Source organism: Qipengyuania triglochinis, assembly GCF_054655615.1.
Genome location: NZ_BAAHND010000004.1, coordinates 124944 through 138477, shown reverse-complemented (window position 1 = coordinate 138477; position 13534 = coordinate 124944). Strand labels below are relative to the sequence as shown.

Genomic DNA, 13534 nt, shown 5'->3' with positions numbered 1-13534 from the left:
GCTAAGTCGCTCAGCGGCCTTTCCAATTACCTTCGCGCTTTTCAACGAACGCAGCCATGCCTTCTTTCTTGTCCTCGCTCGCCGCAAGGATTTGGAAGATGCGACGTTCAATTATAAGCCCTTGATCGAGGCTGGTCTCGAACGCAGCGTTGACCATTTCCTTGTTCGCGATCGCGGCCATAGGAGGCATTGAGGCAATTTGAGTAGCGCTCTTCATCGCTTCGTCGAGAAGATCGCCATGCGGAACCACACGCGCGACGAGATTGCTGCGTTCGGCTTCTTCAGCGTCCATCATCCGACCTGTCAGGCACATTTCCATGGCTTTCGACTTACCGACTGCCTTGGTCAGACGCTGCGAACCGCCCATCCCAGGCGCAACGCCGAGCTTGATCTCGGGCTGGCCGAACTTGGCATTTTCACTAGCTATGATGAAGTCCGCCATCATGGCCAGCTCGCATCCACCACCCAGCGCAAAGCCGTTGACGGCTGCTATCCATGGCTTGCGGGTCTTCTTTACGATCTCGCTGGTCCATGGGGCGAAGAAATCGTCGAGATAGAAATCGGCGGATTCCTTCTCGCTCATTTCCTTGATGTCAGCACCCGCCGCAAACGCCTTCTCACCCGAGCCAGTCAGGACCGCACAAAGCTGGCTGGCGTCGGCCTGATAGGCGGCGAACGCATCGATCAACTCCTCAAGGACTTTGCTGTTGAGCGCGTTGAGCGCTTTGGGCCGATTGAGGGTGATCAGGGTGACAGCGTCACGCTGTTCGACGGTGATGGTTTCATAACTCATAGCGGTTTCCATTCTTCGTCTGCGGGAAGCGGCGCGAAGATCTGATCGAGAAGTTCCTTGCTTACGCCCTCTGGCGTCGCCGGATTCCATTTCGGATCGTTCGTCTTGTCCACGATGACTGCGCGTACGCCTTCAGCAAAATCGGGACGGGTCAGTACGCGACTAGCGATGCGATATTCCATCGCCATGTTATCGGCAAAGCTGTCGAGCTGTGCGCTCTCATTCAACTGGCGTAGCGCTACCTTGCAGGTTTGCGGGCTCTTGCTACGCAGCGTTGCGAGTTCCTTCGCCGCCCAATCACTATCGTCAGCGTCTAGGCTGGCGAGAATGTCTTCGTAACGATCTGACCCGAAATGCTTGTTTATCCGGTCGCAGTTTGCCTCAATCCGCGCGTCGGGCGCACTGATCGAGAGTTCGGATAAGATGCCGCCGATGCGCGACGGATTATCGATGATGCGGGCCTTCGCCTCCTCCAGCTTTTCGGCGGGAAGGTAATGCGTGGTAAGGCCCGCGAAATGCGTTTCCGCCCCGTCGAGCCGCGCGCCTGTCAGCGCAAGAAACTGGCCGAGCCTTCCGCCAAGTCGCGATAAATGCCACCCGCCACCTACGTCGGGGAAAAGGCCAATACCGCTTTCAGGCATGGCAAAACGAGTATTTTCAGTCGCCACGCGATATTTGCAGGGCAGGGCAATACCTACGCCGCCACCCATGGTGATGCCGTCCATAAAAGCCACGATGGGTTTTTCATAGGTCATCATCTGGTGGTTGAGCTGGTATTCGCCGTGAAAGAATTCGCGGCCGCTTTTGCCACCATCGTTGAGCGCCGAATGGCGCAACAGATTGATATCCCCCCCGGCGCAAAAACCTCGACCTTCAGCATGGTCGAGAATGACTGCTTCGATCGCGTCGTCAGTGGCCCACTCGATAAGCGCCTTGCTCATGGCTTGGCACATGTCGAGCGTCAGCGCATGAAGCGCTTTTGGCCGGTTGAGCGAAATATGGCCAATCCGGTCGTGCGTATGGATATTAAGGTCGTCAGTCATCATCATGCTCACTGTCGCAAAAGGTCGCGGCCCACGATCATACGCATGACCTGATTGGTACCTTCGAGGATCGAGTGAACACGAAGGTCGCGCCAGAAACGCTCGATTGGATATTCCTTCAAATAGCCGTAGCCGCCAAACAGTTGCAGCGCGTCGTTGACAATCTTGCTTCCGTTATCGGTTGCGAGCCGCTTTGCCATAGCAGAGAACCGCGATTTATCGGGCGCGTTGTCGGTCACCTTGGCGGCAGCGAGATAGAGAAGCGCGCGCGCTGCCTCGAGATCGGTCGCCATGTCGGCAAGCATGAACTGGGTGTTCTGGAAGTCGGCGATTGGGGTGTCGAACTGCTTGCGGTCCTTGGTATAAGCCACAGCCTCATCGAGGCAACGCTGCGCCCCGCCAAGCGAGCAGGCACCGATATTAAGGCGGCCGCCGTCGAGGCCCATCATAGCGAACCGGAAGCCTTCGCCTTCGTCGCCTACGCGATTGGCAACGGGTACGCGGGCATCCTCGAAGATGACTTGGGCGGTGGGCGAAGCATTCCAGCCGAGTTTCTTTTCCGGCTTGCCGAAGGAAACGCCTGGCGTGTCCTTGTCGATCACCAGGCAAGTGATGCCTTTGGTTTTGTGCTCTCCCGTGCGTACCATTGTCACATAGACATCATTTACGCCGCCGCCGGAAATGAACTGCTTGGTTCCGTTGAGGACATAGTGGTCGCAGTCCAGCACGGCGTTGGTCTTCAGGCCCGCTGCGTCTGAACCGCTGCCCGGTTCGGTTAGGCAATAGCTCGCGATCTTTTCCATGCTCACGAGATCGGGCAAGTACCGATCCTTCACCTCTTGACTGCCAAAGGTATCGATCATCCAACTGGCCATGTTGTGGATCGAAATAAAAGCGCTGGTGGTGGGGCAGCCATAGGCCATGGCTTCCATGATGAGCGCAGCTTCCAACCGACCGAGGCCGATGCCGCCGCTTTCTTCCGAGACATATATCGCGCCAAAGCCAAGCTCGGCAGTGCTCTTGATCACTTCGCGCGGGAAATGCGATTTCTCATCCCATTCGCCAGCATTAGGCGTAATGTTGTCGGCGGTGAAGCGCTGCGCCATTTCTTGGATCGCAAGCTGCTCTTCGGTAAGCTGGAATTGTCCTGTCATGGGCGTGGCTCTAGCTCTGTCTAATACGCATGGGAAGGGTGGGACCAGGCTTCACGAAAGGATTGCTTCCGCTTCGATTTCGACTTTCCATTCCTTTCGGCAAAGCCAGGCGCAGCCTACCATCGTTGCGGCAGGCGGATCATCGCCAAAGAAGCGGGCATGGACCTGACCCACCGTTTCGTGGTCATCGAAATCGGTCAGGAACATACGGGTCCGCACTATGTGAGAAGCGGTTCCGCCAAGATCCTCTACCGCCCGCACAATCAGGGCCAGACAGCGCTCTGCTTGAGTGGCTGCATTGCCCAAAGTCGAAGAGCCATCGTCCTCTACCGGTCCGGTACCTGAAATTACGATCCGGTTGCCATCGCGAACGGCGCGGGCGAAACCGAATTGCGTTTCGTAGGGCGAGCCTGTGAAGACCCGCCCCCGATCTTTCATCCGCATTTGACTTCGGTAATGGTCATAGCGGCATCATAGCGCACGTTTACGCGGTCTTCGCGGTAATCCATCGTCCACATGGTACCAGGTGCGCCCCACCGCAGTGTCTTGGCGCCACTCTTTTGAAGGATCATCGCGCCGGTATCCGCGTCAGCTTTCTGCCCCACGTATGTCTGAAGACCTTCAGCATCACACATGCCGCCACTCGGGGAAGTCGTCCCGCCATCAGTAGTGGCGCAAGCAGCGAGAGGAAGGATGGCAAGTGATAAGGCTAGGGTTTTCATTAGGGTCTCCTTAAATGGGGCATTTGGTATAAGTGATCGGATCGGACATAGCGTCTTCACCGTATTCGGTACGCAGTAATTGGGTGCCGCTGTCGTTTAGCTGAAGCTCGATCTCTTTCTTCCAGCTCTGGCCTTCACCGACGAAATTGAAAGTCGCATGGATTTTGTCGTCGGACTGTCTTTCGACCTCAGCGAGGTTTGCCCGCGATTCGTAAAAGCGGAGTTGGTTGTCGGTGATTTCAAGCGAGCCCTTGGCATCGCCATTTCTGTCGGAGCAGTCGCCTGGGACCATTCCCCAGCGCCCATGAAGAGCGCGCGGAATCGCAGACTGCTCTAGTTCGGACAAAGGCTGTGCGCCGTCACCGATCCCGCCATCGGGTTCGACCGGCATCATGACATCGCCTTCCTGCTCAGCGCCGTTATCTGTGCCGGCACAGCTTACAAGTGTTAGGAGAGCGAATGGCAAGGCGGAGCAAAGAAGCGAGTGTGTTCTCATAGAGCTTCTAATGCTCCGCCACACCGATCTATCCCATCGTGGGAATAACGAATGCATTCGATCCATCGCCGCCGCCATCCGGCCAGCGCTGCGTTACTTTCTTGGCCTTGGTCCAGAATTTGAGGCCTTCCATGCCATACTGGTCGGTGTCGCCGAAGCCCGACCGCTTCCATCCACCAAAGCTGTGGTAGCTGACTGGCACCGGAATAGGCACGTTGATGCCAACCATGCCTACATTCACGCGATGGGCAAACTCCCGCGCTGCATGGCCATTGCGGGTAAAGATCGCGACGCCATTCCCGTACTGATGCTCGCTCGGCAGCTTGACCGCCTCTTCGAAGTCCTTCGCGCGGACGATCTGGAGCACAGGGCCGAAAATCTCTTCCTTGTAACTTACCATGTCTGTGGTGACGCGATCAAGCAGCGTCGGTCCTACAAAGAAGCCTTTTTCATGCCCCTGCAGGCTAAAGCCGCGACCGTCGATGACGACCTCTGCACCTTCCTTCTCTGCGGTATCGATCCAGCTTTCCACACGCGTTTTATGCTCGGGCGTAACGACGGGGCCGTAATGGGCGTCCTTATCGGTGCTGACACCTACCCTCAGGCTATTGATAGCCGGGATGAGCTTCTCGCGCAGGCGATCCGCCGTGTCTTCGCCGACCGGGACGACGACGGGAAGCGCCATGCAGCGTTCGCCTGCGGACCCGAAAGCGGCGCCGGACAAGTCGTTCACAACTTGGTCCAGATCGGCATCGGGCATTACGATGCCGTGATTTTTAGCGCCACCCATTGCCTGAACCCGCTTGCCCGCGGCAACGCCGCGCTTGTAAACATAATGGGCGATGTCGGAAGAACCAACGAAGCTGACTGCTGCGATATCCTCGTGATCGAGGATGGCGTCGACCATTTCCTTGTCGCCATGAATGACCTGCAACAGCCCTTCTGGCGCACCGGCTTCTACGAAAAGTTCGGCAAGGCGAACAGGAACGCTCGGATCACGCTCGGACGGTTTGAGTATGAAAGCATTTCCCGTCGCAATTGCCATTCCGAACATCCACATCGGGATCATGGCCGGAAAGTTGAACGGGGTGATGCCGGCGCCGATGCCAAGCGGCTGGCGCATGGAATAAACATCGATACCGGGGCCTGCTCCTTGCGTGTATTCACCCTTCAGAACCTGGGGGATACCGCAGGCGAATTCGATCACTTCTAGCCCGCGCTGTACGTCGCCATGGGCATCGTCAACCACCTTGCCGTGTTCGCTGGCAAGCAGTTCGGCAAGCTCCTGCTTGTTGGCCTCAACGAGGCGCTTGTATTCGAACATGACCCGCGCACGGCGCTGCGGATTGGTCGCTGCCCACTCGGGCTGGACCTTCTTCGCTGCGGCGACGGCCTGTTCCAGAAGCGCAGCGTCGCCCAGCGGGACTTCCGCCTGAACTTCGCCCGTCGACGGGTTCCATATCTGATGGGTGCGGGTGGCGGAGCCTGTGGTTCCGCCGGCTAGAAAATGGTCGACCTGACGCATGGAAAAATCCTCTCTTTTCTTGCTAACGGCCTTGGCAAGCGAGAGGTCCTAAATCAACCGGTTTCAGATGAAACCTTAGCCGGTCAAGCTGGCCTGACTTTTATCCCACCCCGGCCATGAGCTGGGCGCAAAGAATTGCTCCGTAGGTACCCAGTGCATAGCCGAGAACCGCCAGCAACACGCCAACCGGGGCGAGAGCAGGATGAAACGCAGCGGCAACTACCGGAGCCGAAGCCGCGCCCCCGACATTGGCCTTGCTGCCAACGGCGACGAAGAAAAACGGTGCCTTGATGATTTTTGCGACCACCAAGAGCAGGACAATGTGGAACAGCATCCAGATTGCACCGATCGCCATGAATGCGGGGGCGTCCAGGATCTTGGTCACGTCCATACGGGTGCCGATGATTGCAACAAGGAGGAAGATAAACAACACGCCGAACTTGCTGGCGCCAACTCCTTCGAGTTCTCTTGCCCGAGTGAAACTGGCAAGCAGACCTGCGGTAGTGGAAATTACGACGACCCAGAAGAACTCGCTCGCCAAGGTCGCGTCTTCGCCTTGAACCTCCGCAAAGAAATTGCCGATCCATCCGCCAAGCAGATGCGATAGGCCGACGACGGCAAAAGCGACGCCGAACAGCATTACATAATCGTTAGCCTTGGCCACACGCTCGATACTGTCGGAATAATTGGCCATATTGTCGCGAAGCTTTTCGATCGCCGATGCATCAGCGCCGAGCCAGCGGTCCACGCGTTCGGTCGCGCCAGCACCATAAAGCAGGAAGATCATCCAGATCTCGGCCACGATGATGTCTACTGCCAGCAGCGCAGAAAAATTCTGCAACGGATAACCGTAGACCTCCAGCATCGCTGTCTGGTTGGCGCCGCCGCCGATCCAACTGCCCGCCAGTGTCGCCAGCCCGCGCCATGCAGCGGTATCACCCGTGCCGATCACGCTCGGGTCGAATTGAGCGACGATCCATAGCGCCAGCGGGCCACCGATTATGATCCCCACAGTAGCGGTAAGAAACATGATGATCGCCTTGCTGCCAAGGCCGATGATCCCCTTGATGTCGATGCTGAGCGTCATCAAAAATAGCGCGGCTGGGAGAAAATAATCCTTGGCGATCGGCCAGAGCTGGCTGTCCGACGTATCTATCAGCCCCGAAGTCACGAACAGTGAAGGAACGAGGTAGCAAACCAGAATGATGGGAACGAAGACGTAGAAGCGTTGCCAGCCCGGTCTGTCACGTGTGGCGAAAACGAATGCTAGCAAGGCTGCAAGCAGGCCGAGAATGATCCGGTCGTCGCTAATCATGGCTGTTCAATTCTCTCCAATGCCCGGGTTCAGGCGGCAGCGAACGTGCCGGTCTCGAAAAAGTGGGCGATCTTCTTTTGCTCGGGTAGGATGTCCATCCCTTTTTCTACAAGCCATGCCTGATCGAAAATCGTATCGGCATAGCGGCTTCCGTCGTCGCACAGGATCGAGACGATCGATCCCGCCATCCTCCGTTCCGCCATTTCAGCTGCAATCTTGGCGCAGGCCCAAACGTTCGTCCCGGTCGACCCCCCGCATCTGCGTCCAAGTCTTTTGCTGACCTCATGCGCCGCTGCAATCGAGCATGCGTCGGGCACGATTTCCATCCGGTCCACTACATCGGGCAGGAAGCTGGGCTCTACCCGTTGGCGGCCAATACCCTCGATACAGCCTGACGAATGATCGATCCGGTCGACGGATCGATCCGACCAATGCCGGTGAAAGACCGAGCCTTCGGGATCGGCAACGCATAGCCGCGTTTCGTGCCGGTTGTAGCGTGCATAGCGGCCGATGGTGGCCGATGTGCCACCCGTGCCGGCTCCGCAAACGATCCAACTCGGTACCGCGTGGGGTTCCTGGGCCATCTGGGCGAAGATCGATTCGGCAATATTGTTGTTGCTGCGCCAGTCTGTGGCACGTTCTGCATAGGTGAACTGGTCAATATAATGACCGCCCAACTCGTGGGCGAGCGACTGCGCTGCGTCGTAAATTTCCGACGGACGGTCGACGAAATGGCATTCGCCGCCCTGAAAGGTAATTGCATCGATCTTCGCTTTGGCGGTCGAGCGCGGTACCACAGCGATGAAACGCAGGCCTAACATGCGGGCAAAGTAAGCTTCCGAAACAGCGGTCGATCCGCTTGACGCTTCAACGATTGCAGTATTCTTCCCGATCCAACCGTTGCACAGGCTATACAGGAACAGCGATCGCGCCAGTCGGTGCTTGAGGCTGCCCGTCGGGTGGCTGGATTCGTCCTTCAGATAAATTGCAATGTCGGGAAGGGCTGGAACCGGGAGCGGTATCAGATGCGTGTCCGCCGAACGGTTGAAGTCCGCTTCGATCCTGCCGATCGCCCAGTTAAGCCAGTCGCGCTTGTTTTCCATGCCGCGCCTTCTAGTGTTCCAATGCAGGTTTGAAACCCTAGTAGCGTTGTTTTCCGACAGCAGTCGCAGATTGTATTGACCAGCATATGTCACCTATGCCACCCGCCCATCGGCCTCGCGGGTGTAGCTCAATGGTAGAGCAGCAGCTTCCCAAGCTGACGACGAGGGTTCGATTCCCTTCACCCGCTCCAACCTTCTCGAAGTACGGCGTGCTAAGCTGTAGGAAAACAGCAATCCCTAATAAGCAGATCGAAAGAGTTACCTGCTACAATATAGAAGTCGCAGGATTCTGGGGTCAGCAGATTGCTCTATAAAGTTTCAAATTTTCGGTTTTTTCCTGCGCTAATGGCAGGAGTGGCGGCTTGCGCATTGACTGCTTGCGGAGGCGGCAGTTCAGTGAAGAGTACGCCACCGCCAGCTTCCAGTCCGGCTCCGTCTCCAGCGCCGAGTGCTCCTCCAGGACCAGCCCCGGCTCCTACCCCCACGCCGTCGCCTGTACCTAAGCCTCCTGCAGGGTATGTCATTACTCCGGAGTCGCAGCAGCCCCAGCGATCATCGCAGGACGATAGCGAATATCGACAGAACTTTGTTGCAGCCGAGCTTATCAATGCTCTCTACGCGTTGGAAAGCGGATGGGACGGTGCCGGCGTAGTCGTTGGCGTGGTTGACGACGGCGTGAACGAGGTCGGCGAGCTCGTTGGCCAGATCGATCATGATCTGAGCAAGGATTTCGGGGTCCGCGTGGACGGATCTAGTCGCGAACCGCTTCGCCCGAGCGGTGAAACGGGAGACGAAAATTCGACGCACGGGACCCCGGTCGCTGCTATTATCGCCGGCAAGAACGATGCGCGAGGCACGCAAGGTCTGGCCCCGGGGGCGAAAATAGCTTCACTTCGGATCGATTCTATCTCGGATGGCGAAGAGACGATGTTGCTCGGCTCAAACGTCTATGATTGGGCTGCCGAGAAGAAAATCCCCATACTTAATATGTCGCTGTCCTCCAACGATGAAGGTGGCAAGCCATATCAACTCGATCGCATTCTCCGCTACGGGGAAACTGGTGGCCTTATCGTGAGATCTGCCGGAAACAGCGGCAAGGATAGCGTGAGTAATTTTCGCGATCTCACGGATGAAACGGCGAATGCGCAGATCTTCGTCGTGGCAATCGATGCCGATGAGCGCGATTATTTCATATCGTCCTATTCGGACCGCTGCGGCGTTGCGATGGACCGGTGCGTCGCGGCTGTAGGACAGAACGTGACCATGAATGTGGACGGTGAAGCAGTTTACTTTGCGGGGACGAGCTCTGCCGCACCGCAGGTAAGCGCATTAGCGGCAATGGTTCTTTCGAAATGGCCCCAGCTTAGCGGACAAGATGCCGGGAACATCATCTTGAACACGGCTAGGGACATTGGAGATGCCGGTACGGATGCTATTTACGGGCGGGGCCTTATCGATGCTCGCGCGGCTCTCGAGCCAATCAATCCCGTGCTTTCCAATGGTCGGCAAGTAACGTCCGTCGCAAGTTCGGTAGCCGTCGTCGGCGGAGCGCTGGATCCGTGGGGGCCGGCTTCTCTAGGCGCAGCCTATTCCGACATTACCCTTCTCGATTCCTATGGACGAGACTATTCCGGCGATCTGTCCGGCATGGTGGTTAGCGCAGATAGCGCGGAACAACGCTGGCTTAGCCGACGGATCGACGCTCAGACAAATGGAGGAGCAACTGGTTTTTCCACGCCCCGATTGAGCGCGACGTTGGGGTACACGGCGTTACCCACAAGATATCGCGACGAGAGAGGCGGCGATATCCTTCAAAATCAATTGACCGTTGCTGAAATGGGCCTGCGCGTCGATGCGCGGACAGTGGTTACCGCGGGCTATAACTCGACGGACAATGTGATGGATGACGTACTCGGCTTTGCCCCCACGTCGGATGCAATGTTTGCATATTCACAATTGGCACAGACAAATATTGGGGTCAGTCGCGCGCTGCTCGACAAGAAAGTGAGCCTGCGTGTCTACGGAGGGGGCCAGCGAGGCGTGAGCGTACTAGGTGCGACCACCGGCCTGGACCTTGGCAGTTCCAATCTCAAGCTCGGGGTGATCAGCGAAAAGGGCTCGGTCTTCGGAACACCCGTAGGGGCGGGTGCGATGCGCTTTGGAGACGGCGCGGATACGCTGTTTGTTGAAGCCAGTAAGGCTGTCAAAATCGACCGATGGACGCTGGAGGGGTATGCGAGCGTCGGTGCAACCCGGCTCAAACTAGCGGACGACATGCTCCTGACCGATGCAGATACGATCACAAGCGGCCGATTTGGTCTCATCGCGAGCAGGTATGCCTTTGGCGGCGCCCTGAGCCTTGGCCTTGCACAACCTTTGGTCGCGTTGACAGCTAAGGGTACGGTAACGGTCGGATCAGACTATGATCTCGAAACCCGCAGCCTTCTATTCGAACAGCGGTCGATCGATATGAATGGTCGGATAAAACCGCGTCTCACGATCGGCTATGAGCGGGCCGAGACAGATAGCGTGTTTCGCTTTGGAGCGGCTACCGACGCAACCGGCCGGGACGTCCGTGCGCTTGCTACCTATAGGAAGAGGTTAAACTAGGCGGGTTGGCGGTGCCGTCTTGCGGCTTCGCGCTGCCAAAGCTGTTTGGATACCCTCTTTACGATATATCGATTGCCGCTGTCATTCAGCTGTCGCTTTGCTATCGCATGGCGCCGCGATACGCACCGATGGAGATATTCGTGACCGCAGAATTGCACCGCCGCCAGTTCCTTTCCGCTACCGCGAGCGCTTTTGCCGCGCTATCGCTCAGTGGCTGCATGACGCGGGGCGCAATGCCATCATCTTTTGCCGGATATGGTCCGCTGGTGCCTGACCCGAAGGGGCTGCTCGATTTGCCTGAAGGGTTCACCTATCGGCTTATCTCCAGCCTCGGCGACAATATGGACGATGGCGGCACGGTGCCAGACAAAGCCGACGGCATGGGCTGCTTGCCGCTGGCGGGAGGGGAAATTGCACTCATTCGCAATCATGAACTCGTGCCCAGCGACGGGTCGGGGGGATCGATTGGCAAAGGGTTCGATAAGATTGCGGGCAAAGGCGTCCTGCCGGGCGGTACTACCACAATCGTTCTCGATGCAGACACTCTTCAGAAGAAGCGTGAATTCCGCTCTCTCGGCGGGACGATCCGTAATTGCTCGGGAGGTATCACTCCATGGGGTAGCTGGCTCACCTGCGAAGAGTTCGTAACGGAGCAGAAGCATCTCGGCGCGGACAAGCTTGGTCAGGACCATGGCTGGGTGTTCGAGGTGCCTGCTGCTGCAGACGGACTTGTCGATCCGGTTCCCCTCAAGGCCATGGGGCGGTTCAACCACGAAGCGGCCTGTGTCGATCCGGCAACCGGTCTTGTTTACTTGACTGAAGATCGCAACGATTCAGTCCTGTATCGTTTCGCGCCGAAGGTCCCGGGTGAGCTTCAAAAGGGGGGGCAGCTTCAGGCAATGCGGATCGTGGGTCTGTCCGACACTCGCAACTGGGATGACGCTGTCATGCCCGTAGGCCATCGCTACCAGGTCGAATGGTTTCCGCTTGAAGAGGTGGATGCGCCGCAGGACGATCTGCGGACACGTGCCATTGCAAAAGGTGCGGCTATTATCGCTCGCGGTGAAGGCATTCATATGGGTCTGGACGAACTCTATGTCTGTTCGACCAGTGGGGGGGCTGCCAAACTTGGCCAGATTTTCAAGCTTGTGCCCGGAAGAAACCGCGGGGCTGACGAGGTTGAACTATTCTTCGAGAGCGAGAACAAGGAGCAGTTCAACTTCGGTGACAATCTCACCGTAGGCCCCAACGGCCACCTTATCGTATGCGAAGATCAATACACCGATGTCGTCGACAACCGGCTTATCGGACTTACCCCGGGCGGCGATCCTTACGTATTTGGTCGCCTCCGTCTGCAGACTGAGCTGGCAGGGGGTTGCTTCTCTCCAGACGGCAAATGGTTCTTCGTCAATGCCTATGCGCCTACTCGGACCGTCGCGATTACCGGTCCGTGGGTCGCTTGATCGGTAATCGCCAAAACCGATCACACAATCTCCCAGTCTCTAAGAAACCTGCGGGCAAGTTTCCCGTTAGGGTTATGAAGATACACTCGGAGGAAATTAATGACCGAACTCGGTAACAACGCAAAAGCAGGTCTTGTGACGGCACTTAATGGTGCCTTGGCGGATACAGTCGCGCTTTATTTCAAGACGAAAAATTTTCATTGGCACGTGGCAGGCCCCCGTTTTCGGGACCTTCACCTGCTGTTCGACGAGCAAGCCGCCCAGCTTATCAGCACCGTCGATAATATAGGTGAGCGTGTTCGCAAGAATGACGAGTACACGTTGACTTCGATCGGCACGGTGGCCTCGGAAACCAGAATTAAGGATCAGGATGATGTAACAATCTCTGCTGATGCAATGGTGGCCGAGCTTCGTGACGACAATCGTAAACTTCACGATCGCCTCGAAACCGTGAAGGAAGAAGCTGAAGCCGTGGGCGACAACGCCACCAGCGGTATTGTCGACGACTGGATCGATCAGTGTGAAGAGCGCATTTGGTTTCTGAATCAGACCACCAAGTAACCTTTGCTGACGCATAGCAATTCACCCGCCTATCGGCCTTGCCGTGGGCGGGTTTTTTGTATTCGGTAGGCTCATGACTGACATCAGAACTATTGAAAACGCCGATACCTCTCAGATCGCTCAGTGGCTCGAATCGAGATTGGACTCAGCGCTGTCGGCGAAAGATGGTCCAGTAATCATCACGGTCCCGGGTGGATCGACCCCTTTTCCCATAATCGAGCAATTGCTTCTCGCGAACTTAGACTGGTCTCGCTTGGTGGTATGGCCCGGCGATGACAGGATTGTGCCGGAAGATCACGAAGCCTCGAATACCGGTAAGCTGCGCGCGCTTTTCGAACCCGTCGGGGCCGAAGTCATGACGCTTACCGTTATGGAGCAGGTTCCTCACTTCGATCTCGCCTGGCTGGGCATGGGCGCTGATGGCCACATCGCTTCGCTATTTCCCAACACGGACCCCAAACTGGAGGAGGACCGGCGCATCATTCGGCTTACGCCAGATCCACTGCCTCCCGAAGCGCCCTTCGACCGTATCAGTCTGACCCTGCCGGCCCTTTTGAACAGCGATGAGATTATCTTCGTCATTCGCGGCGAGGACAAGCGCCAAGTGTTCGACGAAGCCGTGGGGCAGAAACACAATTTGCCGGTTGCGAGGTTGCTTTCGGGCGCTAAACAACCGGTCACATGCTTCACCTGATCCCAGCCCCACTGCATCGCCTCGCTCTTCGCACCGCATATCGGCTGCGGAATCG

The 13534-nt window shown here is 57.1% G+C and carries 13 protein-coding genes and 1 tRNA gene; 5 read left to right on the top strand and 9 right to left on the bottom strand.

The window, feature by feature from the left end:
• Positions 1-10: 10 nt before the first annotated feature.
• From ACYQ0G_RS13805 to ACYQ0G_RS13765, 9 genes are all read right to left on the bottom strand, one after another.
• Entirely contained in the window at positions 11-793 is a 783-nt protein-coding gene (locus tag ACYQ0G_RS13805) for an enoyl-CoA hydratase-related protein (protein WP_460103693.1), read from the bottom strand.
• Complete coding sequence (locus ACYQ0G_RS13800) at positions 790-1836, bottom strand: enoyl-CoA hydratase/isomerase family protein (RefSeq protein ID WP_460103772.1); 1047 nt, start codon at positions 1834-1836, stop codon at positions 790-792. The genes ACYQ0G_RS13805 and ACYQ0G_RS13800 overlap by 4 nt, the downstream gene beginning before the upstream one ends.
• 8 nt (positions 1837-1844) lie before the next feature.
• The gene (locus ACYQ0G_RS13795) at positions 1845-2990 is read right to left on the bottom strand and encodes an acyl-CoA dehydrogenase family protein (RefSeq protein ID WP_460103691.1); all 1146 of its coding nucleotides are present in this window, start codon (positions 2988-2990) and stop codon (positions 1845-1847) included.
• A 51-nt stretch (positions 2991-3041) separates the two neighbouring features.
• Positions 3042-3434: a RidA family protein gene (locus tag ACYQ0G_RS13790; RefSeq protein ID WP_460103688.1), complete on the bottom strand. Its 393-nt coding sequence runs from the start codon at positions 3432-3434 to the stop codon at positions 3042-3044.
• Positions 3425-3712 (bottom strand): I78 family peptidase inhibitor, encoded by a 288-nt coding sequence (locus ACYQ0G_RS13785; protein ID WP_460103685.1) that lies wholly within the window; start codon positions 3710-3712, stop codon positions 3425-3427. Before ACYQ0G_RS13785 ends, ACYQ0G_RS13790 begins: the two co-directional genes overlap by 10 nt.
• 10 nt (positions 3713-3722) lie before the next feature.
• The gene (locus tag ACYQ0G_RS13780; RefSeq protein WP_460103682.1) at positions 3723-4106 is read right to left on the bottom strand and encodes a hypothetical protein; all 384 of its coding nucleotides are present in this window, start codon (positions 4104-4106) and stop codon (positions 3723-3725) included.
• A 130-nt stretch (positions 4107-4236) separates the two neighbouring features.
• On the bottom strand, positions 4237-5733 hold the full coding sequence (locus ACYQ0G_RS13775) for a CoA-acylating methylmalonate-semialdehyde dehydrogenase (RefSeq protein WP_460103680.1): 1497 nt from the start codon (positions 5731-5733) through the stop codon (positions 4237-4239).
• Between the two features lie 100 nt (positions 5734-5833).
• Positions 5834-7048: a DUF819 family protein gene (locus tag ACYQ0G_RS13770; RefSeq protein WP_460103678.1), complete on the bottom strand. Its 1215-nt coding sequence runs from the start codon at positions 7046-7048 to the stop codon at positions 5834-5836.
• A 29-nt stretch (positions 7049-7077) separates the two neighbouring features.
• Positions 7078-8151: a PLP-dependent cysteine synthase family protein gene (locus tag ACYQ0G_RS13765; RefSeq protein WP_460103675.1), complete on the bottom strand. Its 1074-nt coding sequence runs from the start codon at positions 8149-8151 to the stop codon at positions 7078-7080.
• A gap of 117 nt (positions 8152-8268) precedes the next feature.
• Here ACYQ0G_RS13765 and ACYQ0G_RS13760 point away from each other — a divergent pair.
• The 5 genes from ACYQ0G_RS13760 to ACYQ0G_RS13740 all read left to right on the top strand — a co-directional run bounded on the left by ACYQ0G_RS13760 (position 8269) and on the right by ACYQ0G_RS13740 (position 13479).
• Positions 8269-8342 (top strand) — tRNA-Gly (locus ACYQ0G_RS13760).
• Positions 8343-8547: 205 nt separating this feature from the next.
• Positions 8548-10761: a S8 family serine peptidase gene (locus ACYQ0G_RS13755; protein WP_460103672.1), complete on the top strand. Its 2214-nt coding sequence runs from the start codon at positions 8548-8550 to the stop codon at positions 10759-10761.
• Between the two features lie 140 nt (positions 10762-10901).
• Positions 10902-12224 carry an alkaline phosphatase PhoX gene (locus ACYQ0G_RS13750; RefSeq protein WP_460103669.1) on the top strand — a complete coding sequence of 441 codons (1323 nt, stop codon included), beginning with the start codon at positions 10902-10904 and terminating at the stop codon, positions 12222-12224.
• Between the two features lie 99 nt (positions 12225-12323).
• Positions 12324-12785 (top strand): Dps family protein, encoded by a 462-nt coding sequence (locus ACYQ0G_RS13745; protein WP_460103667.1) that lies wholly within the window; start codon positions 12324-12326, stop codon positions 12783-12785.
• A gap of 73 nt (positions 12786-12858) precedes the next feature.
• Entirely contained in the window at positions 12859-13479 is a 621-nt protein-coding gene (locus tag ACYQ0G_RS13740) for a 6-phosphogluconolactonase (RefSeq protein ID WP_460103664.1), read from the top strand.
• Positions 13480-13534 lie beyond the last annotated feature (55 nt).

Bases quoted from the DNA above. Each gene is read 5' to 3' on its own strand.
- ACYQ0G_RS13805 (WP_460103693.1), bottom strand. From the start codon at position 793: ATGAGTTATGAAACCATCACCGTCGAACAGCGTGACGCTGTCACCCTG.
- ACYQ0G_RS13800 (WP_460103772.1), bottom strand. From the start codon at position 1,836: ATGACTGACGACCTTAATATCCATACGCACGACCGGATTGGCCATATT.
- ACYQ0G_RS13795 (WP_460103691.1), bottom strand. From the start codon at position 2,990: ATGACAGGACAATTCCAGCTTACCGAAGAGCAGCTTGCGATCCAAGAA.
- ACYQ0G_RS13790 (WP_460103688.1), bottom strand. From the start codon at position 3,434: ATGCGGATGAAAGATCGGGGGCGGGTCTTCACAGGCTCGCCCTACGAA.
- ACYQ0G_RS13785 (WP_460103685.1), bottom strand. From the start codon at position 3,712: ATGAAAACCCTAGCCTTATCACTTGCCATCCTTCCTCTCGCTGCTTGC.
- ACYQ0G_RS13780 (WP_460103682.1), bottom strand. From the start codon at position 4,106: ATGATGCCGGTCGAACCCGATGGCGGGATCGGTGACGGCGCACAGCCT.
- ACYQ0G_RS13775 (WP_460103680.1), bottom strand. From the start codon at position 5,733: ATGCGTCAGGTCGACCATTTTCTAGCCGGCGGAACCACAGGCTCCGCC.
- ACYQ0G_RS13770 (WP_460103678.1), bottom strand. From the start codon at position 7,048: ATGATTAGCGACGACCGGATCATTCTCGGCCTGCTTGCAGCCTTGCTA.
- ACYQ0G_RS13765 (WP_460103675.1), bottom strand. From the start codon at position 8,151: ATGGAAAACAAGCGCGACTGGCTTAACTGGGCGATCGGCAGGATCGAA.
- ACYQ0G_RS13745 (WP_460103667.1), top strand. From the start codon at position 12,324: ATGACCGAACTCGGTAACAACGCAAAAGCAGGTCTTGTGACGGCACTT.
- ACYQ0G_RS13740 (WP_460103664.1), top strand. From the start codon at position 12,859: ATGACTGACATCAGAACTATTGAAAACGCCGATACCTCTCAGATCGCT.